20 protein-coding genes are annotated in these 21,119 nt (G+C 72.4%); 14 read left to right on the top strand and 6 right to left on the bottom strand.

Going from position 1 to position 21,119, the window contains the following annotated elements; translation table 11 throughout:
- Positions 1-10 precede the first annotated feature (10 nt).
- The 7 genes from ABD987_RS10460 to ABD987_RS10430 all read left to right on the top strand — a co-directional run bounded on the left by ABD987_RS10460 (position 11) and on the right by ABD987_RS10430 (position 6,678).
- A complete protein-coding gene (locus ABD987_RS10460) occupies positions 11-259 on the top strand; it encodes a hypothetical protein (protein ID WP_345389708.1) in 249 nt (82 codons plus the stop codon).
- Positions 260-818: 559 nt separating this feature from the next.
- On the top strand, positions 819-2,108 hold the full coding sequence (locus ABD987_RS10455; protein WP_345389705.1) for a sensor histidine kinase: 1,290 nt from the start codon (positions 819-821) through the stop codon (positions 2,106-2,108).
- Positions 2,109-2,168: 60 nt separating this feature from the next.
- Complete coding sequence (locus ABD987_RS10450; RefSeq protein WP_345389703.1) at positions 2,169-2,813, top strand: response regulator transcription factor; 645 nt, start codon at positions 2,169-2,171, stop codon at positions 2,811-2,813.
- 122 nt (positions 2,814-2,935) lie between these two features.
- Entirely contained in the window at positions 2,936-3,241 is a 306-nt protein-coding gene (locus ABD987_RS10445; RefSeq protein WP_345389700.1) for a hypothetical protein, read from the top strand.
- 37 nt (positions 3,242-3,278) lie between these two features.
- Positions 3,279-3,689 (top strand): secondary thiamine-phosphate synthase enzyme YjbQ, encoded by a 411-nt coding sequence (locus ABD987_RS10440; RefSeq protein WP_345389697.1) that lies wholly within the window; start codon positions 3,279-3,281, stop codon positions 3,687-3,689.
- Positions 3,690-3,708: 19 nt separating this feature from the next.
- A complete protein-coding gene (locus ABD987_RS10435) occupies positions 3,709-4,416 on the top strand; it encodes a haloacid dehalogenase-like hydrolase (protein ID WP_345389694.1) in 708 nt (235 codons plus the stop codon).
- 102 nt (positions 4,417-4,518) lie between these two features.
- Positions 4,519-6,678, top strand: a complete 2,160-nt coding sequence (locus ABD987_RS10430; RefSeq protein WP_378214016.1) for a bifunctional lysylphosphatidylglycerol flippase/synthetase MprF — start codon at positions 4,519-4,521, stop codon at positions 6,676-6,678.
- A gap of 173 nt (positions 6,679-6,851) precedes the next feature.
- Here ABD987_RS10430 and ABD987_RS10425 read toward each other — a convergent pair whose 3' ends face one another.
- The gene (locus tag ABD987_RS10425; protein ID WP_345389691.1) at positions 6,852-7,841 is read right to left on the bottom strand and encodes a DUF8017 domain-containing protein; all 990 of its coding nucleotides are present in this window, start codon (positions 7,839-7,841) and stop codon (positions 6,852-6,854) included.
- 16 nt (positions 7,842-7,857) lie between these two features.
- A complete protein-coding gene (locus ABD987_RS10420; protein WP_345389688.1) occupies positions 7,858-9,606 on the bottom strand; it encodes a proline--tRNA ligase in 1,749 nt (582 codons plus the stop codon).
- A gap of 122 nt (positions 9,607-9,728) precedes the next feature.
- Between ABD987_RS10420 and ABD987_RS10415 the strand changes: the two genes are divergently transcribed.
- Together ABD987_RS10415 and ABD987_RS10410 are read left to right on the top strand one after the other, a co-directional pair.
- A complete protein-coding gene (locus tag ABD987_RS10415) occupies positions 9,729-10,085 on the top strand; it encodes a VOC family protein (protein ID WP_345389685.1) in 357 nt (118 codons plus the stop codon).
- 35 nt (positions 10,086-10,120) lie between these two features.
- The gene (locus tag ABD987_RS10410; protein WP_345389683.1) at positions 10,121-11,026 is read left to right on the top strand and encodes a 2-hydroxyacid dehydrogenase; all 906 of its coding nucleotides are present in this window, start codon (positions 10,121-10,123) and stop codon (positions 11,024-11,026) included.
- Between the two features lie 5 nt (positions 11,027-11,031).
- Here the strand turns inward: ABD987_RS10410 and ABD987_RS10405 are convergent, their stop codons facing one another.
- A complete protein-coding gene (locus ABD987_RS10405) occupies positions 11,032-11,973 on the bottom strand; it encodes an aminoglycoside phosphotransferase (protein ID WP_345389680.1) in 942 nt (313 codons plus the stop codon).
- Between the two features lie 77 nt (positions 11,974-12,050).
- Positions 12,051-13,010, bottom strand: coding sequence for a GNAT family N-acetyltransferase (locus ABD987_RS10400; protein WP_345389677.1), 960 nt, complete (start codon positions 13,008-13,010; stop codon positions 12,051-12,053).
- 65 nt (positions 13,011-13,075) lie between these two features.
- On the opposite strand from ABD987_RS10400, the gene yaaA reads away from it, so the two are divergent.
- Complete coding sequence (gene yaaA, locus ABD987_RS10395) at positions 13,076-13,822, top strand: peroxide stress protein YaaA (RefSeq protein WP_345389674.1); 747 nt, start codon at positions 13,076-13,078, stop codon at positions 13,820-13,822.
- Here the strand turns inward: yaaA and ABD987_RS10390 are convergent.
- On the bottom strand, positions 13,809-15,026 hold the full coding sequence (locus tag ABD987_RS10390; protein ID WP_345389671.1) for an FAD-dependent monooxygenase: 1,218 nt from the start codon (positions 15,024-15,026) through the stop codon (positions 13,809-13,811). The genes yaaA and ABD987_RS10390 overlap by 14 nt on opposite strands.
- A gap of 98 nt (positions 15,027-15,124) precedes the next feature.
- Here ABD987_RS10390 and ABD987_RS10385 point away from each other — a divergent pair, with 98 nt between their 5' ends.
- Positions 15,125-15,754: a MerR family transcriptional regulator gene (locus ABD987_RS10385; RefSeq protein ID WP_345389668.1), complete on the top strand. Its 630-nt coding sequence runs from the start codon at positions 15,125-15,127 to the stop codon at positions 15,752-15,754.
- Positions 15,755-15,849: 95 nt separating this feature from the next.
- Positions 15,850-16,629 (top strand): PE-PPE domain-containing protein, encoded by a 780-nt coding sequence (locus tag ABD987_RS10380; protein ID WP_345389665.1) that lies wholly within the window; start codon positions 15,850-15,852, stop codon positions 16,627-16,629.
- A 33-nt stretch (positions 16,630-16,662) separates the two neighbouring features.
- On the opposite strand, the gene ABD987_RS10375 is transcribed toward ABD987_RS10380, so the two are convergent.
- Complete coding sequence (locus ABD987_RS10375; protein ID WP_345389662.1) at positions 16,663-17,769, bottom strand: NAD(P)/FAD-dependent oxidoreductase; 1,107 nt, start codon at positions 17,767-17,769, stop codon at positions 16,663-16,665.
- A 249-nt stretch (positions 17,770-18,018) separates the two neighbouring features.
- Between ABD987_RS10375 and ABD987_RS10370 the strand changes: the two genes are divergently transcribed.
- Both ABD987_RS10370 and ABD987_RS10365 read left to right on the top strand, forming a co-directional pair.
- On the top strand, positions 18,019-18,987 hold the full coding sequence (locus ABD987_RS10370) for a serine protein kinase RIO (RefSeq protein WP_345389659.1): 969 nt from the start codon (positions 18,019-18,021) through the stop codon (positions 18,985-18,987).
- Between the two features lie 315 nt (positions 18,988-19,302).
- Positions 19,303-20,886: a DEAD/DEAH box helicase gene (locus ABD987_RS10365; protein WP_345389656.1), complete on the top strand. Its 1,584-nt coding sequence runs from the start codon at positions 19,303-19,305 to the stop codon at positions 20,884-20,886.
- Positions 20,887-21,119: the final 233 nt, after the last annotated feature.

Here is a 21,119-nt window from a genome sequence, read left to right as displayed (position 1 = left end):
GGAACCTTCCATGGTGGGTCAGTTCGAGAGCGGCAAGGACACAGTTCAGGTGATCACCGAATCGGCGGCCACGCACATCGGGAACATCGCCACCATCATCACCGGCGCGATCCGCGACATCGCCCGCGAGACCGGCGACCTGCTGACCGACGTCATCGAGATGCGGGAGGCCTCGGCCCGCGCCCGCGCCGACCACGAGTCCCAGCGGCCCGAGTCCGAGGACGCCGCCGTGGAGGTGGAAGTGTCCCGCGCGGACTAGCGCGGCTCGACCGCCCCCATGAGGTTTTCTCACTGGGAGTGGTGGGTTCTGGCGGCCGGGGTGTGCTGAAGGACGCCTTCGGTGCGCTCAGCGCACTGAAAGCGTCCTTCAGCACAGCCAACGCACTGAAGGCGTCCTTCAGCACCCCGCTCACCCCCACGCACGGCCACCAGCATCACTCACCATCCCCAGCGCCCCGCCCTGGACCCGGGCTTCAGCTGAGACGATGTCACGAATGCGACATTCGCGACACCAGCACAACCCCAACCGCTACCGAGAAAACCCCAATGTGGCATCGGGTGCGCTCAACGCACCGAACGCCACATTGGGTGCGCTGGACGCACCGAATGTGGCATTGGGGGTTTCCCGCTGCGGCTGGGATAGCCCGAACCCCATGCCCTGAAGGGGCCCTTCAGGGCACTCGACGCCCCCAAGGCCCCCTTCACAGCATCAATGGAGCGCATGGGGCGCCGCGGCGACCACTGCCCGGCCTTCCCCCGGCGGGGAGTAGGGAAAACCGGATGGGCGACGCGGGGGTGCGGACGGCAGACTGGAGCCCGTGACCAGCCAGTTCGTGCCCTCGACCACCGGCCGTGGCGTCGTCCTGCGACGGATCGTCGGCCGCTGGGCGAGCCGGGACTTCTACGCCGAGTACGCCTGGGTGTTCGTCTCCGCGGTGCTCTCGCCGTTGTCGCTGGTGACCGTGCTCGTCGGGCTCGTGCTCGGGATCGCGTTGTCCCCGCTGCTGCTCGGGCTGCTCCTGCTCGGCGGCGCGGTGCAGTACGCGCGGCTGCTCGGCGGCGCGCACCGGCGGCTGGCCGGGGTCATGCTCGGTGTGCGGGCACCCGCGCCGCGGCCCGCGGAGCTGAAACCCGGGCTGTGGGGCTGGCTGAAGGCGCGCGCCGGTGACCCGTTCGGCTGGCGGTCGGTCGGTTACCTCGTGCTGCGGCTGCCGCTGGCGATCGCGGGCCCGTTCCTGCTGGTCCCGGCCACCATCTTCGGGTTCGCCGCGACGAGCTACCCGGTGCTGTGGACGCTGCTGGGCGGGAAACGGCTGGCGGTGTTCGACATCTACAGCCGGACCTGGCCCGGCACCCTGCTGTGGGGCGCCGGCGGTCTGCTCGTGCTCGTCGCGCTGCCGTGGGTGACCCACCTCCTGGTCGCGCTCGACCGGCTGCTCGTGGTGGCGCTGCTCGGCCAGCGCGCGCTGTCCGAGCGGGTGCGTGATCTGGAGGAGAGCCGCGCCACCGCGGTCGAGGACGCCGCCCTGCGGCTGCGCCGGATCGAGCGGGACCTGCACGACGGCGCGCAGGCGCAGCTCGTCGCGCTGGCCATGCGGCTCGGCCTGGCCAAGGACGAGCTGACCGGCGAGACCGTCGACGTCGGGCAGGTCCGCGAGCTGGTCACCGCGGCGCACGCCAACGCGAAGCAGGCGCTGACCGAGCTGCGGGACCTCGCCCGCGGTATCCACCCCGCCGCGCTCGACGCCGGGCTCGACATCGCGCTGTCCACGCTGGTGGCCAGCTCCGGGATCGACGCGCGGATCGAGGTCGAGCTGCCGCGCCGCCCGCCGCCCTCGATCGAGACGATCGTCTACTTCAGCGCCGCCGAGCTGCTCACCAACGCGGCGAAACACGCCGCCACCCCGGTGCTGGCGACCATCTCCGAGCACGACGACGTGCTGCGGCTGCGGGTGTCGGACGGCGGGCCGGGCGGTGCCCGGGTCGTGACGGGCGGCGGGCTGGCCGGGCTCACCGACCGGCTGCGCACGGTCGACGGCGAACTGGCCATCGGCAGCCCGGCGGGCGGGCCGACCGTCGTCACCGCGGAGATCCCGCTGCCCCACTGACCGCAACCCGGATAGGGTCGGGTCGTCGCGACCGCGACCATTCACCATCGGGGGCATGCCGTGCGGATCGTCATCGCGGAGGACTCGACCATCCTGCGCCAGGGGCTCGTGGAGCTGCTGACCTTCCGCGGGCACGAGGTCGCCGCGGCGGTGCGGGACGCCGACGAGCTGCGCGCCGCGGTGGCCGAGCACCGGCCCGACGTGTCCATTGTGGACATCCGGATGCCGCCGACGCACACCGACGAGGGCCTGCGCGCGGCGATTTCCCTGCGCGCCGAGCGGCCGGGATGCGCGATCCTGCTGTTCTCCCAGTACGTCGAGACCAAGTACGCCGCGCAGTTGCTGGCCGACCGGGCGGGCGGGGTCGGCTACCTGCTCAAGGACCGCGTCGCGGAGGTGTCGGACTTCCTCGACGCGCTGCGCCGGGTGGCCGAGGGCGAGACGGTGCTGGACCCGGAGGTGGTGAGCCAGCTGTTCACCGCGACCCGGCGGACCGACACGGTGGACACCCTGACCCCGCGCGAGCGCGAGGTGCTGGGCCTGATGGCCGAGGGCCGCTCGAACGGCGCGATCGCCACGGCACTGTTCCTCTCGGCCGGTTCGGTGGAGAAGTACGTGACGAGCATCTTCGGCAAGCTCGGGCTGCCCCAGTCCGAAGAGGACAATCGCCGCGTGCTCGCGGTGCTGCGCTACCTGGACTCCTAGACCCGCTTGCCGCGCCCGGTAGCGCGCGTTCGAGGATCTCGCCGCCGGGGTTCCGCGGTACGCCACGCCCGGGCGTGGCCGCCACGCTGCCGCGCACGGACCGGGCGGCTACCGTGGGGTAGATGAACAGACTTCCCGTGCGCAACGCGGGCGACCGCGCGCTCTGCCTGTTTCTGGAGCCGTACGGCGAGGACTACTGGATCGCGCCGGGACAGGCCCTGTGCGTCCAGGCGACGGCCGACGACGTCGACGCCCAGTTCGACGTGACCGCCGGGCCCGACCTGGTGAGCGTCTGGATCCACGAACGCGGTGACTGCGCGAAGGCCGTCCTCGACTACCAGGTCACCGACGAGCACGGCGAGCGCGTCGAATGCGGTCACCAGCGGCCCAGCGACCAGCCCGCGCCGCGGGCGCCCGTCTGCGGCTAGCCCGCTGCCCGTCGCCGGGCGCGCCTACGCTGGCGGCATGTACTCCACCGAGATCGAGGTGCGCACCGGTGACACCGCCGTGGTGCACGACCTGACCCGCGACGCCGAGTCCTTCCTGCGCGACGCCGACGCCGAAGACGGCCTCCTGCACGTGTGGGTTCCGCACGCGACGGCCGGGCTCGCCGTGCTGGAGACCGGGGCGGGCAGCGACGAGGACCTGCTCACCGCGCTCGACGAACTCCTCCCCCGCGACGGCCGGTGGCGCCACCGGCACGGCACCCCCGGGCACGGCCGCGATCACGTGCTGCCCGCGCTGGTGCCGCCGTACGCGACGATCCCGGTGCTCGGCGGCGTACTGGCGCTGGGCACCTGGCAGTCGGTCTGCCTGGTGGACACCAACGTCGACAATCCCGTCCGGCGGGTCCGGTTCAGCTTCCTCGCGGGCTGAGCCGGGTACCGTCGCCATCGTGACAAGCACACGTCCGCACCGGCTGGTGCTCTGGGACATCGACTGCACGCTGGTGCGCTACCCCGGCGTCGGGACCGCCTGGTACGCCGCCGCGCTGAGCGCCGCGGCCGGGGTCACCCTGAGCGAGCAGCCCGACTTCGGCGGCCGGACCGAACGCGCGATCAGCACCGACATCCTCACCCTGCACGGCATCGAACCGACCGAGGAGATGATCCAGCGGCTCTGGGCCGAGCTGATCGCGGCCTCCGCGCGGGCGGACGGAACCCTGCACACCGACGGGCACGCGCTGCCCGGCGCCGCCGAGGCGCTGACGGCGCTGGCCGGGCACGACGGCGTCGTGCAGACGCTGGTGACCGGTAACCTGCCGGAGGTCTCCCGGGTGAAGCTCGCCGCGTTCGGCCTGCACGAGCACCTCGACCTGGACATCGGCGGCTACGGCTCGCTCTCGGCCCACCGGCCCGATCTGGTCCCGCACGCCGTCGCCCGCGCGGCGGCCAAGCACGGCACCGCGTTCGCGGCGGACGCGGTCGTGGTCATCGGGGACACCCCCAACGACGTCGAGGCGGCGCTGCACCACGGCGCCGTCGCCGTCGCGGTGGCCACCGGCACCTACGACGCGGACGAGCTGCGGGCGGCGGGCGCGCACACGGTGCTGGCGGACCTCACCGACGTGGCCGCGGTCCGGACCGCCGTGCTGGGGTCATAGTCCTTTCGGTCAGGGGTCCTCAACCGCTAGTAGCACACCCCTAGGGGAAATCTAGCCCCGCCGATGGATGTCCTTCTTCCGTGCGCACGGAAGACTCCCGGTATGACCGACGCAGCGCTGGCGGGGGCAACCGCCGACGGTGCCAAGAACGGGGGAAGTGCCTCCGGCCGGACAGGCCGGGCCACTGCGAAGCTCGCCGTCCTGTGGCACCGACTACCGTTCACCACCACCATCGTCATGGCGATGCTGATGCTGGGCGCCGTCACCGGCACGCTCTGGCGGGCCGCGCAGGACCACGCGGCCTACCCGCTGGTCGCCTACGGCCTGCCCTCGTTCGAGGCCGGACACTGGTGGACGCTGCTCACCGGGCCCTTCTTCGCCGTCGTCCCGCTGTTCTACCTGCCGATGGTCGGCAGCTTCGCGATCTTCGCCGGGATCGCCGAATGGCGGCTCGGCTCCCTGCGCGCGATGGCCATCACGATCGGCGGGCAGGTCGCGAGCGTGCTGATCGCGCTGCAGTTCCTCGCCCTGTCCCGCGGGTTCGGCTGGCCGTGGGCGGACCGGCTGGCCACCAGCATGGACGTCGGGTTCTCCGGCGGCGCGCTGTTCGCCATGGCCGTCGCCAGCGCCAGCCTCCGCGCGCCGTGGCGCCTGCGGGTGCGGGCCGGGCTGTGTGTGTACGCCTGCGTCGCGATCATCTACGTCGGCACGCTGGCCGATCTGGTGCACTTCTTCGCGCTGGTGCTCGGGCTGCCGCTCGGCCGCCTGCTGGTGGGCCCGCACCGGAGCGCCGAACCCGGCCGCCCCAGCCTGCGCGAACGCCGGTTGCTCGCCGTGTCGGGCCTGCTCCTGGTCACCGTCGCCGAGCTCGTCATGTACTTCGTCCCCGGGGACGGCCCCTTCGGTTCGTCGGCCGACATGTCGCCCTCGGGCCTCGAGGTCGCGGTGCTGTGCGTCGTGGTGCTCCCGGTCCTCAACGGCCTGCGCAAGGGCAGTCAGTTCGCCTGGCGCTGCGCGATCGGGCTCACCCTGCTCGCGATGGCGCAGGTGCTCGTGATCGGCGGGCTCATCGCGGTCGCGCGCTACATCGGCGGTGACCTGGACGCCGAGGCGCCCTCACTGTCCCTTGTGGACAACCTGCTGTGGACGATCGAGTTCGTGTTACTGATCAGCGCGCGGGACGCGTTCCGGGCACCGTCCCGGCGGCGGCGCAAGCGTCTCACCAGGGTGGGCCCCGGCCCGGCGATCGCGCGGGCCCTGCTCGGGCACAACGGCGGCAGCACGCTGTCGTGGATGACGACCTGGCCGCAGAACTCCTACTTCGTGACCGCCGACGGCCGTTCCTACCTCGCCTACCAGCGGCACGCCGGTGCCGCGATCGCGCTCGGCGACCCGATCGCCCCGGACGGCCAGGGCGCCCGCGCGCTCATCGAGTTCGCCACGATGTGCGAGGACACCGGGCTCGTCCCGTGCGTGTTCTCGGCCACCGACACCACGATCGAGGTAACCAGGGAACTCGGCTGGAAACACGTGCAGGTCGCCGAGGACACCCTGATCGACCTGGAGTGCCTCGAATTCCGCGGCAAGGCGTGGCAGGACGTCCGCACCGCGCTGAACCGGGCGAAGAAGGACGGCATCGAGTTCCGGCTCGTGCGGCTGGCCGAGCAGCCGGCCCCGATCGTCGAGCAGGTCCGCGCACTGTCCGAGGAGTGGATCAGCGACAAGGGCATGCCGGAGATGGGCTTCACGCTCGGCGGCGTCGACGAGGCGATGGACCCGGCGACCAGGGTCGGCCTCGCCGTCGACGCGGACGGCGTCGTGCACGGGGTGACCTCGTGGCTGCCGGTGCACATCGGCGGCGGCCAGATCGGCGGCTGGACGCTGGACGTGATGCGCCGCCGCGGCGACGGGTTCCGCCCGGTGATGGAGTTCCTGATCGCCTCGGCCTGCCTCGCCTTCCGCGAGGAGGGCGTCCGGTTCGTGTCGCTGTCCGGCGCGCCGCTGGCACACAGCTCGCGCAGCGGCCGCGCGCAGGTCGTGGACCGCGCGCTCGAAACGCTCGGCGCGCTGATGGAGCCCTACTACGGCTTCCGCTCGCTGCACGCGTTCAAGGCGAAGTTCCAGCCGCGGCACGAGCCGCTGTACCTGACCTTCCGCGACGAAGCGGACCTGCCGCGGATCGGGCTCGCGCTGCAGCGCGCGTACCTGCCGAACACCGGACTACTGGAGCTGGCCAGAATGGCCCGCTCCGGCAAGCGCTGAGGTTCCCCCAGTGCCTCGGTAGCGCCGTCAAGGCCACCTTACGGGCTCCAGACGCCCGTAAGGTGGCCTTCACGGCATTGGGGTCCTTTGTGGACTCAGGCCCGTCGAAAGTCCGTGAATGCCACATTGAGGGACTCTGAGTCCCTCAATGTGGCATTCACGGACCGGAAGCCTCAGCGGGTCGAGGGCGGCGGGGTGACGGTCGCCCGGTCGGTTTCCGGGACACCGCGGTAGCTGCGCAGGACGCGCAGCAGCTGCTCACGGTCCGGCGCGCCCGGGACGTCCTGGTCGGCGTAGGCGACCAGGACGGCGGACTGCGGTTTCGCGGGGTCCTCCGTCCCCATCGCGATGGCCGCGACCAGGGCGCGCTTCGGCGCGCACGGACCGGTGTCGGTGGGCACGACCTCGGCGAGGGCGATGCTCGCGGGCCGCGTCCGGCCCGGGGCGAGGATGACCTCGGCCTGCTGCGCGGGCTGCCGGACGACCTGCGCGAGCGGACCGGCGTCGGGGCTGTAGCGGCTCACCGCGAGATTGTCGACCGCCTGGGCCGCGGCGCCCGCGGGATCGGCGACCTTGACGGTGGTGACCCCGGCACCACCGCGCTTGCTCGCGGACTGCCCTTGGCAGAACCCGCTGTCCAGGAAGGCACTCGTGGTGAGCGTGATCCCCGGGAGAACCGGTCCCTTCTCCCAGCCGTGCAGGGTGCCCGGCTCCGGCTGCCAGTTCGGCGGGACGTCGTAGGCGTACGACCCGTCGCGCCCGGCCACCGACCGCCAGCCCGCCACCGAGACGGGCACGGTGGCCCGCGGTGGCGGGGTGTAGACGCTCGGCCCGCGGCTCGCCGGCGCCGACGAGCGGTCGTTGTGGCCCGACCCGAAGTACTGCGCGGCCGCGCCCGCCAGCGCCACCACGCCGACGGCGATCCAGCCGACGTAGCCGCGGCCCCGCTTCGGCGGGCGGGACGGGCGGGTGGCCCGGATCCGTCGCGGCTCGGCGCGCGGCGGCGGCTCGGGCTGCTCGATCCCCGAGGGCTGGGGCGCGCCGTAGCCCTCGCTGGGCCGGAAACCGCGCGAGTCCGAGGGCTCGTAGCCCCCGAACCCGCCCAGCGCGGCGTTGTCCTCGTAGCCGGGCGCCTCTTCGCGCCTGCGGCCGAACCACCCCATGTTCTCGCGAAACCCCTCAGGAGCGGACGAGCTTGACCAGGTGATCGACCACCGCGTCGACGGCGATCTCCTCGCGCTCACCGCTGCGCCGGTCCTTGACCTCGACGACACCGTTGGCCAGGCCGCGCCCGACCACCAGGATCGTCGGGACGCCGACCAGCTCGGCGTCGGCGAACTTGACGCCGGGGGTCGCCTTGCGGTCGTCGAGCAGCACCTCGACACCGGCCGTGCTCAGCTCGGCTGCCAGCTTCTCGGCACCCGCGGCGACGGTCTCGGCCTTGCCCGCGATGACGACGTGCACGTCGAACGGCGAGACCTCGCGGGGCCAGACCAGCCCGAGGTCGTCGTGGTTCTGCTCGGCGAGCACCCCGACCAGCCGCGAGACCCCGACGCCGTAGGAGCCCATGGTGATGCGGATCGGCTTGGAGTCCGGGCCGAGCGCGTCCAGCTCGAACACGTCGGCGTACTTGCGGCCGAGCTGGAAGATGTGCCCGATCTCGATGCCGCGCGCGGCGACCAGCGTGCCGTGGCCGTCCGGGGAGGCGTCCCCCTCGCGGACCTCGGCGGCCTCGATCGTGCCGTCCGGGGTGAAGTCGCGGCCGGCGAGGAGGTCGACGACGTGGTGGTCGGCCTTGTCCGCGCCGGTGACCCAGGCCGTCCCGGTGACCACGCGCGGATCGACGAGGTACCGAACCCCGTTGTCCTGCAAGGCTTTCGGCCCGATGTAGCCCTTGACGAGGAACGGGTTCTTCGCGAAGTCGGCTTCTTCGAGCAGCTCGACCTCGGCGGGTTCGAGCGAGGCTTCGAGGCGCTTCATGTCGACCTCGCGGTCGCCCGGGATGCCGACGCCGAGCAGCTCCCACTCCTTGGCGCCCGGCTGCCGGGTCTTCACGAGAACGTTCTTCAGCGTGTCGGCGGCGGTGAACTCGCGGCCGAGATCGGCACCGTTCAGGAACGCGACGAGCGTCTCGATGGTGGGCGTGCCCGGTGTGTGGTGCACCTGCGCGGCGGGCCTGCCTTCGAGGGGCCGCGCGGGCGGCGCGGGGGTGACGACGGCTTCGACGTTGGCGGCGTAGCCCGATTCGGTGCTGCGGACGTAGGTGTCCTCGCCCGTTTCGGCGACGGCGAGGAACTCCTCGGAGGCCGAACCCCCCATCGCGCCCGACGTCGCCTTGACGATGACGTACTCCAGGCCGAGCCGGTCGAACAGCTTGACGTAGGCGTCGCGGTGGGCCTGGTAGGACCGCGCCTGACCCTCGTCGTCGAGGTCGAAGGAGTAGGAGTCCTTCATGACGAACTCGCGGCCGCGCAGGATGCCCGCGCGGGGACGCGCCTCGTCCCGGTACTTCGTCTGGATCTGGTACAGCGTGACCGGATAGTCCTTGTAGGAGGAGTACTCCCCCTTCACTGTGAGCGCGAACAGCTCCTCGTGCGTCGGGCCGAGCAGGTAGTCGGCGCCCCGGCGGTCCTTGAGCCGGAACAGGTTGTCGCCGTACTCGGTCCAGCGGTTGCTCGCCTCGTAGGGCTCCTTCGGCAACAGCGCGGGGAACTGGATCTCCTGCCCGCCCATCGCGTTCATCTCTTCGCGCACCACGTTCTCGATGCGGCGAAGCACGCGCATGCCCAGCGGCAGCCAGGAGTAACCACCCGGGGCGACCCGGCGGACGTAGCCGGCACGTACCAGCAACCGGTGGCTGGGTACCTCGGCGTCCGCCGGATCCTCGCGCAGGGTGCGGAGGAACAACGACGACATCCTGGTGATCACTTCTGGCTCCTCGCGAAAGCGGCAGGTAGATGTGATGAGTAGCGTAGTCAACCCCCCTTGACCGAATCCAACGGGTTAACGAGGCCCCGGTTTTGTCGGTGGTCCCCGCTAGCGTCCCGCCCATGACACTCACCATGGGCATGATCACCATCGACTGCGCCGACCCGACCAGGCTGGCGAGCTTCTGGACGCGGGCGCTGGGCACGGAAATCGATCAGGACTACGGCTTCTTCCTGACGCTGAAACCACCGGCGCAGGGCGGGCTCGTGCTGGGCTTCCAGCAGGTCCCCGAACCGAGAAAGGGAAAGAACAGGGTGCACATCGACTTCGGCGCGAGCGACCGGAAGGAGGAGATAGCCAGGCTGGTGGCACTGGGCGCGGCCGAGCACGACACCCACGAGGTGCCCGGGCTCACGTGGACGGTCCTCACCGATCCGGAGGGCAACGAGTTCTGCGTCTCTTCGGGCTCACACGGCTGACACCGCGCACCGGCACGCGAGGCAGACTGGCGGGCATGTCCCACCGCGTACTCCTGCCCTGGCCCGACTTCGATGTCCCGGCGAGCCTGTCCGCCACCTGCTACGACGGCACCGGCCCGCTCCCGGAGGGCGCGGTCCTCGACGAGGTCGAGTTCTACGTGCTGCCCTACGACCAGGGGCCGCGGCCCCCGACGCTGATCCCGCGCCTGCCGAAGCTGCGCGTGGTCCAGTCGCTCTCGGCCGGGGTAGAGACACTGCTGCCGCTGCTGCCCGAGGGTGTCGCGCTGGCCAACGGACGGGGGCTGCACGACCTCAGCGTCGCCGAGCACACGCTCGCGCTGATCCACGCCGCGCAGCGGGACCTGCCGCGCTGGTTCGCGCAGCAGGCCACCGGATCGTGGGTCCGCGAGCACACCCGCTCGCTCGCCGACAGCCGCGTGCTGCTGGTCGGCCACGGCTCGATCGGCCGGGCGATCGAGCGTCAGCTGCTCGCGGCCGAGGCCGTGGTGACCAGGGTGGCGCGCACGGCACGGCCCGCCGAAGGGGTGCACGCGGTCTCGGAGCTGCCGCGCCTGCTGCCCGAAGCGGACATCGTGGTGCTGGTCCTGCCGGACACCCCGGACACACGCGGGCTGCTCGGCGCGGCCGGGCTGGCCGCGCTGCCCGACGACGCACTGGTCGTCAACGTCGGCCGTGGCACCGCGATCGACACCGCGGCGTTGCTCGCCGAGACGTCCTCGGGCCGCCTGCGCGCGGCGCTCGACGTCGTGGATCCCGAGCCACTGCCGAGCGACCATCCACTGTGGAAGGTGCCGGGCGTGATCCTGACCCCGCACATCGCGGGCGGGTCGGCCTCGTTCTATCCGCGCGCGAAGCGGCTGGCCGCCGAGCAGTTGCGGCGCTTCGCCGCGGGTGAGGAGTTGCTGAACCTGGTGCGCTGAGCGGCTCAGCTCCAGCGCGTGCGGTGGGCCAGCCAGCGCAGGGCCGCGGCGGCGAGCCTGCGCTGGCGTGCCCGGACCCCGGTGGTCGCCGGGGGCTCGGGCAGCCTGCCCGCGTGCTCGCTGTACCCGGCGAGCGCGACCCCGAACGCGGTGACCGCCCAGCCGGGCACCCCGGACAGCACCGGGCGGCCACGCAGCAGCCGGTCGACGTCAGCGGGTGCGTGCCCGGCGTCGAGCAGGTGCGGCACGAGCGTGACCAGATCGAGCCAGCCGGCCCCGCGCGCCGGGTAGCGCCAGTTCGTCACCAGGACCCGGCCCGGCCCGGTGCGCACCAGGCTGTCCGGCTCGATCCCGTTGTGCAGCAACGTGTCCCCGGCGGCCCACGGATGCCACGAGGTCTCCAGCGCGACCAGCGAGCCGAGGTTGCGCACCGCCCACGGGTCCAGATCGTCCGGCGGACGGGCGGCCAGCTCACGCCAGCCCCGCAGGAGCGGGCCGAGGTCCTCGAGCGCGGCCGGGACGTCCGGCAGCGGGCTCGGGGTGAGCGTGCGGCCGAGCGCGCCGAACGCGGCCAGCACCGCGGACAGGTCGGGCGAGCCGGGGCGCAGCACCGGACGGGTGCCGTCGAAGTCGGCGAACGCGAGCACCAGCCACCCGTCGTCGTCCACAAAGGACAGCAGCCGGGGCACCGGCGCCGCCGGGGGCAGCCGGGCGGTGACCGCGGCCTCGGCCCGGTAGCCGCCCGCCCTCGGGCTGTCCGCGGGCAGCGCCTTGACGAACGCGCGGCCGCCACCGCCCAGCTCCAGCCGGGCCGCGATGGCGCCGTCGAACTCCGGGGTCTGCCACAGCGAGCGCCGTACCGCGCCTCCCAGCTCCCGTTCCACCAGGTCACGCACCGGCTCCGGCAGATCGTGCCAGCCCCGGCGCGCGGACACCGACGCCGTCATCACGCTCCCCTGCGTCGCACTCCCCGTCCGTGACGTTCAACGGTACAGAAATCCGCGCGAGCGGGTGATCGCCTCGATCAGCCGAGGCGGACGTACCCCTTCCAGCTCTGGTCGACGCGATAGCCGCAGCGTTCGTACACCCCCACCGCGCGATGCGCGTTGTCGACATCCACGCCGAGCGACGAACGCTCGTAGCCTCGCTTTTCCGCCTCCGCGAGCGTGTGCCGGAGCAACGCCGACGCGATCCCCCTGCCCCGCAGCGGCTCCCGGGTGCCGACGTGGCTGACATGCAGTTCGCGCACCCCGGTCACCGCCTCGTCGGAGGCGAAGTACGAGCTCAGCACGAACGCGAGCACCTCGTCCTCCGCCGGGGAAAGCACCAGGAAGGACAGCTCGGGCAGGAAGTCCCTGCCGGTCACCAGATGACGCCACGTCTCGGGCGAACGCTCGGTCGACCCCCAGTGGCCGTCGAAGGCGGCGTTGCACGCGAGCCGGGTGAGCTCGTCGTGGCGCGGTTCGTACGGAACGGGTTCGACGCCCTCCGGCAGCGGCGGCCGCTCCGGCAGCGCGGCGAGGTCGGCCCGCATGTCCACAAAGGACCGAAGATGCCGGAACCCGGCGCGCTCCAGCGTCGTGGCCAGCCAGCGCTGGCCCTCGTGCGTGGCCGCGTGCAGTTCCAGCGGAGCGCCGGGGAACGCCTTCTCGTGCACCTGGTCCGCCGTTTCGGCGAACCAGGACATGAGGTACTCGCCCAGCGCGTCGTCCCGGCACTCCGGATGCGTGAGCGCCTCGAACCGCACCATGTGCGCCGGGTTCGCGGCGTCCCGGCGGAGCACGACGCCGGTGGCGACGAGCCGGTCGCCGTCCCAGCCGCCGGTCGAGGCCGTGGCGAGGTCGACGTTCGGGCTGCTCAGCATCTCCCGCAGGTCGGCCGCGTCGTGGTGCTCTCCGGTCGGTTCGGCCCGCTCCATGAGCGCGACCAGCCCGGCCATGGCCGGGGTGTCGTCGAGGGTCAGCGGCCGCCAGGTGAGGTCCATGTCCCGAGGCTAGGGAGCGCCACCGGCCCGCGCACCCGGATTTCCGCGCCGATTAGGCTCGGGGGGTGCTGGTGCTCCTCCCTCCTTCCGAAACCAAGGCCGACGGCGGCAAGGGCCCCCCGCTCGATCTGGCCGCGCTCTCCTTCCCCGCGCTGAACCCGGTGCGGGCGAAGCTGGCCGACGCGCTGGCCGACCTCGCCCGCGACGTCCCGGCCAGCCTCGCCGCGCTCGGCATCTCGGCCCGGCAGAGCGAGGAGGTCACCCGCAACGCCCGGCTGTGGTCCTCGCCGACCATGCCCGCGCTGAGCCGCTACACCGGCGTCCTCTACGACGCGCTCGACGTGCGCGGGTTCACGAAGGCGGGACTGGCGAAGGCCCAGCGGAGGCTCGCCGTCACGTCCTCGCTGTTCGGGGTGGTCTCCGCCACCGACCCGATCCCCGCGTACCGCCTTTCCGGCGGCAACACCGTCCCGGGGCTGGGCACCGTCCGCGGCCTGTGGAAGCCGGTGCTCGAACCGGTGCTGCGGGAGATCGACGGCCTGGTCGTGGACCTGCGCTCGGGCACCTATTCGGCGTTCGCGAAGCTGCGGCCCGACGCGGTGACCGTGCGCGTGGTGACCGAGGACGCGCATGGAAACCGCACCACGGTGAGTCACTTCAACAAGGCCTACAAGGGCAGGCTGGCCGCGGTGCTGGCGACCACCCGTGCGGAGCCGTCCACTGTGGAACAGCTGATCAGGGTGATCGCGAAGGCCGGGATCACGGTCGAGCGCACCGGCGAGCACGCGCTGGAACTGGTCACCGGGGACTGATCTCGGGCACCGGGTAGTCCGGCAGGTCGACCGCGGTGGCGGCCTTCTTCACCTGCCGCCCGATCAGCTTGAAGACGAGGTTCTTGCCCGGCGTGTGCGGGATCATCCTGATCTGCCACAGGTGCAGCCGGGTCTGCCACGGCGTGCGCGGCGCGACCCGTTTCGCCATGCCCAGCGCGAACTTGTTGTTGACCCGCGCGAACTCGCGCAGCCGCTGCTCGTACCGGGCGAACGCCGCCCGGTGTTCGCCGTCCGCGGCGGCGAGTTCCCCGGCGAGCACGTACGCGCCGACCAGCGCCACGCTCGTCCCCTGCCCGGACAGCGGTGATCCCGCGCAGGCCGCGTCGCCGACCAGCGCGACCCGGCCCGCCGACCAGCTCTCCAGCCGTACCTGCGCGCAGGCGTCGAAATAGAAGTCCGGCGCCCGGCGCGCCTGTGCCAGCAGGAACGGCACGTCCCAGGCCGCGCCTTCGTACACCTCGGCCAGCAGCGCGTGCTGGCTCTCGACGTCGCGATGGTCGTACACCCGCCCTTCCGAAGGGAAAAGGAGCGCGGCGCGTGCCTCGCCCTCGATCCGGGTGTCGGACACCGTCGCGACCCGGCCGGGCTCGACGAACGATCGCTGCGTCCGATCCAGTCCCCAGCGATCGGGCACGGTGAACGTGGAGATCACGACGCCGAGATCGTGCAGTGCGTCGTCACCGTCGAAGGCCAGCTCCCGCACCGTGGAGCGCAGGCCGTCCGCGCCGATGACCAGGTCGAAGATCCGCGGCCCGGATCGGGCTAAGGTCACCTCGACGCCGTCCGGTGTTTCGGTCAGCGCGGTGATGGTGTCGCCGAACACGAACTCCGCGTGGTCGCCGGCCCGTTCGCGGAGCAGGGCGAGCAGGTCACCACGGAGAATCTCGACGTCGAGCGGGTCGAAGGCGCCGAACGCCCCGTCCATCCAGGCGATCCGCTCCCCCTGCGCGTCCACATAGGACATCCCGGTGATGTCGGTGGCGGCGGCCCTGGCCTCGTCGAGCACGCCGGTCCGCTCGGCGACGTCGAGCGCGGCGCCGCGGATGTCGACGGCCTGCCCGCCCTGGCGCAGCGCCCCCGCGCGCTCGACGACGGTGACGGCGAACCCGTACCGGCCGAGCCAGTACGCGAGCGTGAGCCCGGCGATCCCGGCGCCGGAAACGAGCACGGTTCTCTTGGTCATGAAGGCTCCCCTGCCTCGGTGACGACGCGAGTCCCTCCTCTGGATACCCGCGCTATCCAACGTAGGATAGTGCGGGTATCCAGTCAAGAAGGAGCGGTGTGAAGGTCAAGGAACTGAGCGTGCGGGCGAACGTGCCCATCCCGACGATCAAGTACTACCTGCGCGAGGGGCTGCTGCCCAGGGGCGAGTCGCTCGGGGAGACCAAGGCGGAGTACGACGAGGGACACCTCGCCCGGCTCCGGCTGATCCGCACGCTCGTGGAGACCGGCGAGGTGCCCATCGCCCGGATCCGGCGGCTGCTCGACGCCATCGACGACGAAACCCTCGCCACGGAGGACCTGCTCGCGGCGGCCATGGACGCGGCCGCACCGGACCTTCGCGCCGCGGCACGCGAGGACGACTCCGGCGACCGTACCGGCGCCGAAGCGTTGCTAGGCCACGAAAACTGGAAGTCCACATCGGACGGACAGGGCCAGCTCGCCCGCGCGCTGGCCGGCCTGCGCCGGCTCGGCCTGCCCGCCGACCCGGACAAGCTCGGTCCCTATCTGGACGCGGCGAAGGCGATCGCCGGGCAGCAACGGCCCCTGCTGCCCGTACCCGAGGAGCGCGCCGAGTTCGCCCTGCGCGCCGTCCTCGGTTCGGTGCTCTACGGACGCCTGCTGACGACGCTGGTCCGGCTCGCGATGGAGAACGCCACGAGCGGACCCGGCGTCACCCGAACGCCTTAACCGAAAAGCGATGTCATCCGGATTTCATGGTTCGTGGATAACTTTCCTTTCCTTCGCCCAGAACCCAGCGTATTCGGCAGGGAAGGAACGGGAACATGAAGAAACCTCTGTGGGTGGCGGTGATCGGTACCGCGGTCGCCACCCTCGTCGCCGGTCTCCTCGGCGCGACGGCTTCGACAGCGCAGGCCGCGGGCGCCCACTACTACATCCTCATCGGCGGGACGTGCGACGGCGCCGCGCACGTGTACAACGACGCCTGGCTGCGGGGCGGGATCCGGCGGGTGGTGAACTACCCGGCAGGCGCGGCCGGGCTGCCCGGCTGTGACCAGACGCCCATGGACCAGAGCGTCGCGCGCGGCCACGAAGAGGGCAATCGCGTGGTCCAGGCCGCTTTCCACGAGAACCCCGGCGCCGAGTTCACCGTCGTGGGCTATTCGCAGGGCGCGATCGTCGCGAACCTGATGCTCAACGACATCGCCGACGGAAAGCTGGGCGTGGACAGGTCCCGGTTCTCCGCGAAGATCTTCGCGGACCCGATGCAGCCGGTCGGGCCGCCGGGACGGGGCATCAGCGCGGTGATCCCGGCGGGCATGGGCGCGCCCTCGCCGTTCGGCGGGTACGTCTCGTTCGGGCCCGGCCGCACCGGCTTCGACGGCATCCCGTTCATCCGCTACTGCATCGAGACCGACGGGGTCTGTCACTTCGACACGCTCGAAGCGCCGGGCGGGTACTTCGCGCAGCACCAGTGCTACCAGTGGGCGAGGCCGGCCGACCACCGGTCCATCATGGAGGACACCATCGCCGACGGGGTATACACCAACGCCTCGCAGCCGTTGCCGAGGCAGAACTGCCGTCCGCCATGGCCCGCCGCCTGAGCGGATGACCACCCCGGCCGGTTCGCCGCGCGCTCAGCGAAGGGCGAACCGGCCCGGGGCACACGGCATCAGGTCGAACCCGGCGTCCTCGCCGAGCGCGAGGTCGGCCACCAGCCTCCCGGCGAACGGCGCCAGGGTCAGCCCGGCCGCGCCGAACCCGGTGGCCAGCACGAGACCGCCGGTCACCTCGCCGAGCACCGGCAGCCCGTCGGGCGTGCCCGGCCGGAAGCCCACCCGCGTCTCGGCGAGCGTCGCGTCCGCCAGCCCCGGCGCGACGGCGAGCGCGTGGTCCAGCACCTCGCGCTGCCCGGCGGCGGTGACCCGGTGGTCGAACCCCGCCCCGGCCTCCCGCGTCGCCCCGGCCACCACCCGCGAGCCGGGGAACGCGAGCAGGTAGTGACTCGTCCCCGGGAGCACCACCGGCCACGCCGCGGTGTCCACACCGGGCAGGTCGAAGTGGCTGATCTGGCCCCGCTGCGGTGTCACCGGCACCCGGATTCCCAGCTGGGCCAGCAGTTCGCCGGTCCACGCGCCCCCCGCGGCCACGACCACGTCGGCGCCAAAGACCTCGCCGCCGGCCAGTACCCGCGGCGCCCCGCCGGGCCGTGGCGACACCCGGGCGTGCGCCGCCACCAGGCGCGCGCCCCGGTGACGCGCCGCCGTGAGCAGCGCGCGGCGCACCCGGCGCCCGTCCACCCTGGCCGCCCCGGACAGGTGCACCGCGCCCAGGCCGGGGGCCAGCGGCGGGAACAGCTCCCGTGCCCGCGCCGGGTCGAGCCGCCGGATCTCCCCCGCGCCCGGCGCGGCCACCGCCCGCGCGGCCAGCCGTCCTTCGGCGGCGTCGAGTTCGCCCTCGTCGGCGGAGACGACCATGCCGCCCACGACCTGGTACGACGTGGGCTCGCCGGTCTCCTCGGCGAGCCGCCCGGCCAGTTCCGGGTAGTACGCCGCGGCGGCCGACGCGAGCGGGAAGAGCGCGTCCTCCCAGTGCGAGGTCCACGGGCTGACGATCCCCGCGCCCGCCTCGGTCGCCGTCCCCGCCAGCCCGGCGTCCACCACGACGACCTCCGCGCCGCGAAGCGCCAGGTGATACGCCGTCGCGGCGCCCGAGATGCCACTGCCGATCACGATCACACGCATGGCGCGACCCTGCCGCAGGATCGCGGTGCGGTTCAACGCTTACCGGCACGGAATTAATTCGGTTGCGCGCCTGCGCGCGGGTACGGGATGCTTCGGCGCGATCCGGCAGGGAGCCGGTGGTGATTCGAGGGAGGTGCCTCGTGGAGATGACTGTCCGGGGTGTGACCTGCCCCCGCCCACCCGCCCCCCGAGGCTGATCCGCGTCTTCCGCGCGCCCGGTGGGGCATCCCTGATCGAGGAGAACCACCAGTGCGTCAGCACGATTACGAAGACTCCGATTTCGACGACGACTCCGATTTCCACGACCGGCTGGCCCGGCTCCAGCGGCGGGCCCGGTCCGACCGGGCACCCGCGCCGGCGCGGCGCGGCAGGCTCACCGAAGACGAGCGGGCGCGGCTCGCGCTGCTGCGCGAGGACGCGTACACCGAAACGGCGCTGCCCGACGGCGCCGACCGCTGGACCACCTGGGGCGAGGCCGAGCAGGGACCGCTCCCCCGGCCGGACTGGGTGATCACCGAGCTCGGCGCGGTCGACACCGACCTCGGTGTGCTCAAAACCGGCAAGGAGGCCGACGTCCATCTGCTGCGGCGTAACCTGCCCGGCACCGACGGCGTCCTGCTCGCGGCCAAGCGGTACCGCAGCGACGAACACAAGCTGTTCCACCGGGACGCGGGCTATCTCGAAGGCAGGCGCATGCGCCGGTCACGGGAGAACCGCGCGATGGCGGGCCGGACGACTTTCGGCCGCAACCTGATCGCCGAGCAGTGGGCGGCCGCCGAGTTCGCCGCGCTGAGCCGGCTGTGGGCGTTCGGGGCACCGGTGCCGTATCCGGTGCAGCGCAACGGGACCGAGGTGCTGATCGAGTTCCTCGGGGACGGCGACGGCGCGGCGGCGCCGCGGCTGGCCCAGCTCCGGCCGGAGCCCGGCGAGCTGACCGAGCTGTGGCACCAGGCCGTCGCGGCGCTGGAGCTGCTCGCCGGCGAGGGCGTCGCCCACGGTGACCTCTCGGCCTACAACCTGCTTGTGCACGAGGGCAGGCTCATGGTGATCGACCTGCCACAGGTGGTCGACGTGGTGGCCAACCCGCGCGGTCTCGAGTTCCTCGCCCGCGACGTCCGCAACCTCGCGGGCTGGTTCCACGCCAGGGGCCTGTCCGAGCAGGTCACGGCGATCGACGAGCTGCTGGCGGAGCTCACGAAGGCCGCCGGGCTGGGCTGAACGGGGCGACGCCGCGGGCGCGGGTGCCCGACGCGTGTGCGGCGTTGCCCACACCCGGCCGCCTCGATGCGAAGTCGCAGCGGGGACTCCGGTACAGTAATGACAGACCGCAACCGGCGGCGTGGATGAGTTGGTGTCCGTCGCCTCCAAGGCCAGCCGAATGGCCCGCGGTATCCGAAATGACCAAAGCGGCGCGCGGTGTCGGCGACACGGTGTGCCGGGTTCGTCCCTGTGAACGCCCACCGCACACCATCTTGTCCGCCTGCGCGCGGACAGCCGGGCCTCCTTGTGACGTACCACGTCCGAGAGGCATTTGTGACAGTCACGTTCAACCATGGTCCCTCCTCCGCGCGCGCGGACCGTCCCCGGGGCCGCAAGCCGCGCCACCGCGGCGCGGACACCGGCCGTCCGGCTCCCGCTTCCGCGGACACCGGAATGCTGCGCGACGACGCGGTGGAGACCGTGGTCACCAAGACCTTCGCCCAGCTGGGCCTTCCCGAGGAACTGCTGCGCGCGCTGGCCGACGCCGGCATCGACAAGCCCTTCCCGATCCAGTCCGCGACCATCCCCGACGCGCTGGCCGGGCGCGACGTCCTCGGCCGCGCGCAGACCGGTTCCGGCAAGACCCTCGCCTTCGGGCTGGCCATGCTGGCCCGCCTCGACGGCGGCAAGGCCCGGCCGAAGCGCCCGCGCGCGCTGGTGCTGGTGCCCACCCGTGAGCTGGCCATGCAGGTGGCCGACTCGCTGACCCCGCTGGCCAAGGCCATGGGCCTGTGGTGTCGCACCGCCGTCGGCGGGATGGCCTTCGGCCGCCAGGCCGACGCGCTCTCCCGCGGTGTCGACCTGCTCATCGCCACCCCCGGCCGGCTGTCCGACCACGTCCGTCAGGGCACCGCGCATCTCGGCGACTGCAACTTCATCGCGCTCGACGAGGCCGACCAGATGGCGGACATGGGCTTCATGCCGCAGGTCCGCGAGATCCTCGACCTCACCCCGCAGGGCGGGCAGCGACTGCTGTTCTCCGCCACGCTCGACGGCGACGTCAACAAGCTGGTGAAGCAGTACCTCGCCGACCCGGTGACCCACTCGGTCGCGCCGTCGACCGCGAGCGTGACCACGATGGATCACCACCTGCTCCAGGTCACGCACCAGGACAAGCAGGACATCGTCACCCAGATCGGCGCCCGCGAGGGCCGCACGATCATGTTCGTGCGCACCAAGCACCACGTCGACCGGCTCGCCGAGCGGCTGCGTGAGCAGGGCGTGCACGCGGGTGCGCTGCACGGCGGCAAGACGCAGGGCCAGCGCAACCGGGTGCTCTCCGACTTCAAGGAGGGCTACACCCCGGTGCTCGTGGCCACCGACGTGGCCGCCCGCGGTATCCACGTCGACGACGTCTCGCTGGTGCTGCACGTCGACCCGGCCGCCGACCACAAGGACTACCTGCACCGCGCGGGCCGCACCGCCCGTGCCGGGGCGTCCGGCGTCGTGGTCACGCTGGTCACCAACGACCAGCGGCGCACCGTCCGCCGGATGACCGACCGCGCCGGTGTCCGCGCCGAGTCCACCATGGTCCGGCCGGGCGACGAGGCGCTGACCGAGATCACCGGCGCCCGCGAGCCCTCCGGCGAGCCCGTGGTCGAGCGTCGCCGGGAGAACCCGCGCCGTTCCGGCGGCCGCGGCTTCGGCGGCGGTGGCAACCGCGGCTACGGCGACCGCCGCGGCGGCGACCGGGATCGCGGCGGCTACGGCCAGGGTTCGCGTGAGGACCACGGCCACCGCGAAGGCCGCCCCGGCGGCTACGGCGGCCGTCGCCCGCGCTTCGGCAACGGTGGTGGCGGCAACGGCGGCGGACGCCCGCAGCGTCCGGGCCGTCCCCGCCGCAGCTACGACAGCTGACCCCACGGCGATCTGACGTAACCGAACAGCGAACTCGCGTGATCCGGCAGCGAACTCGCGTGATTGGACGGAGATCTCGTCCGATCACGCGAGTTCTCCGTTTGATCACGCGAGTTTCGTCTTCAATCACGTGAGATCCGTGCTCGATCACACCACCCCGCCCATGCCGGCGCGATAAAGGGTTTGCTCGCGGACCCGGCGGTCGCTAGCTTGGGCGTTGTCGGTGTTGTCGT

Origin of the sequence: Amycolatopsis samaneae (assembly GCF_039541975.1) — a bacterium.
In the GTDB taxonomy this organism is placed as follows: domain Bacteria; phylum Actinomycetota; class Actinomycetes; order Mycobacteriales; family Pseudonocardiaceae; genus Amycolatopsis; species Amycolatopsis samaneae.
The sequence above is the reverse complement of the archived record's forward strand: the minus strand, read 5'-3'. Positions and strand labels throughout refer to the sequence as shown.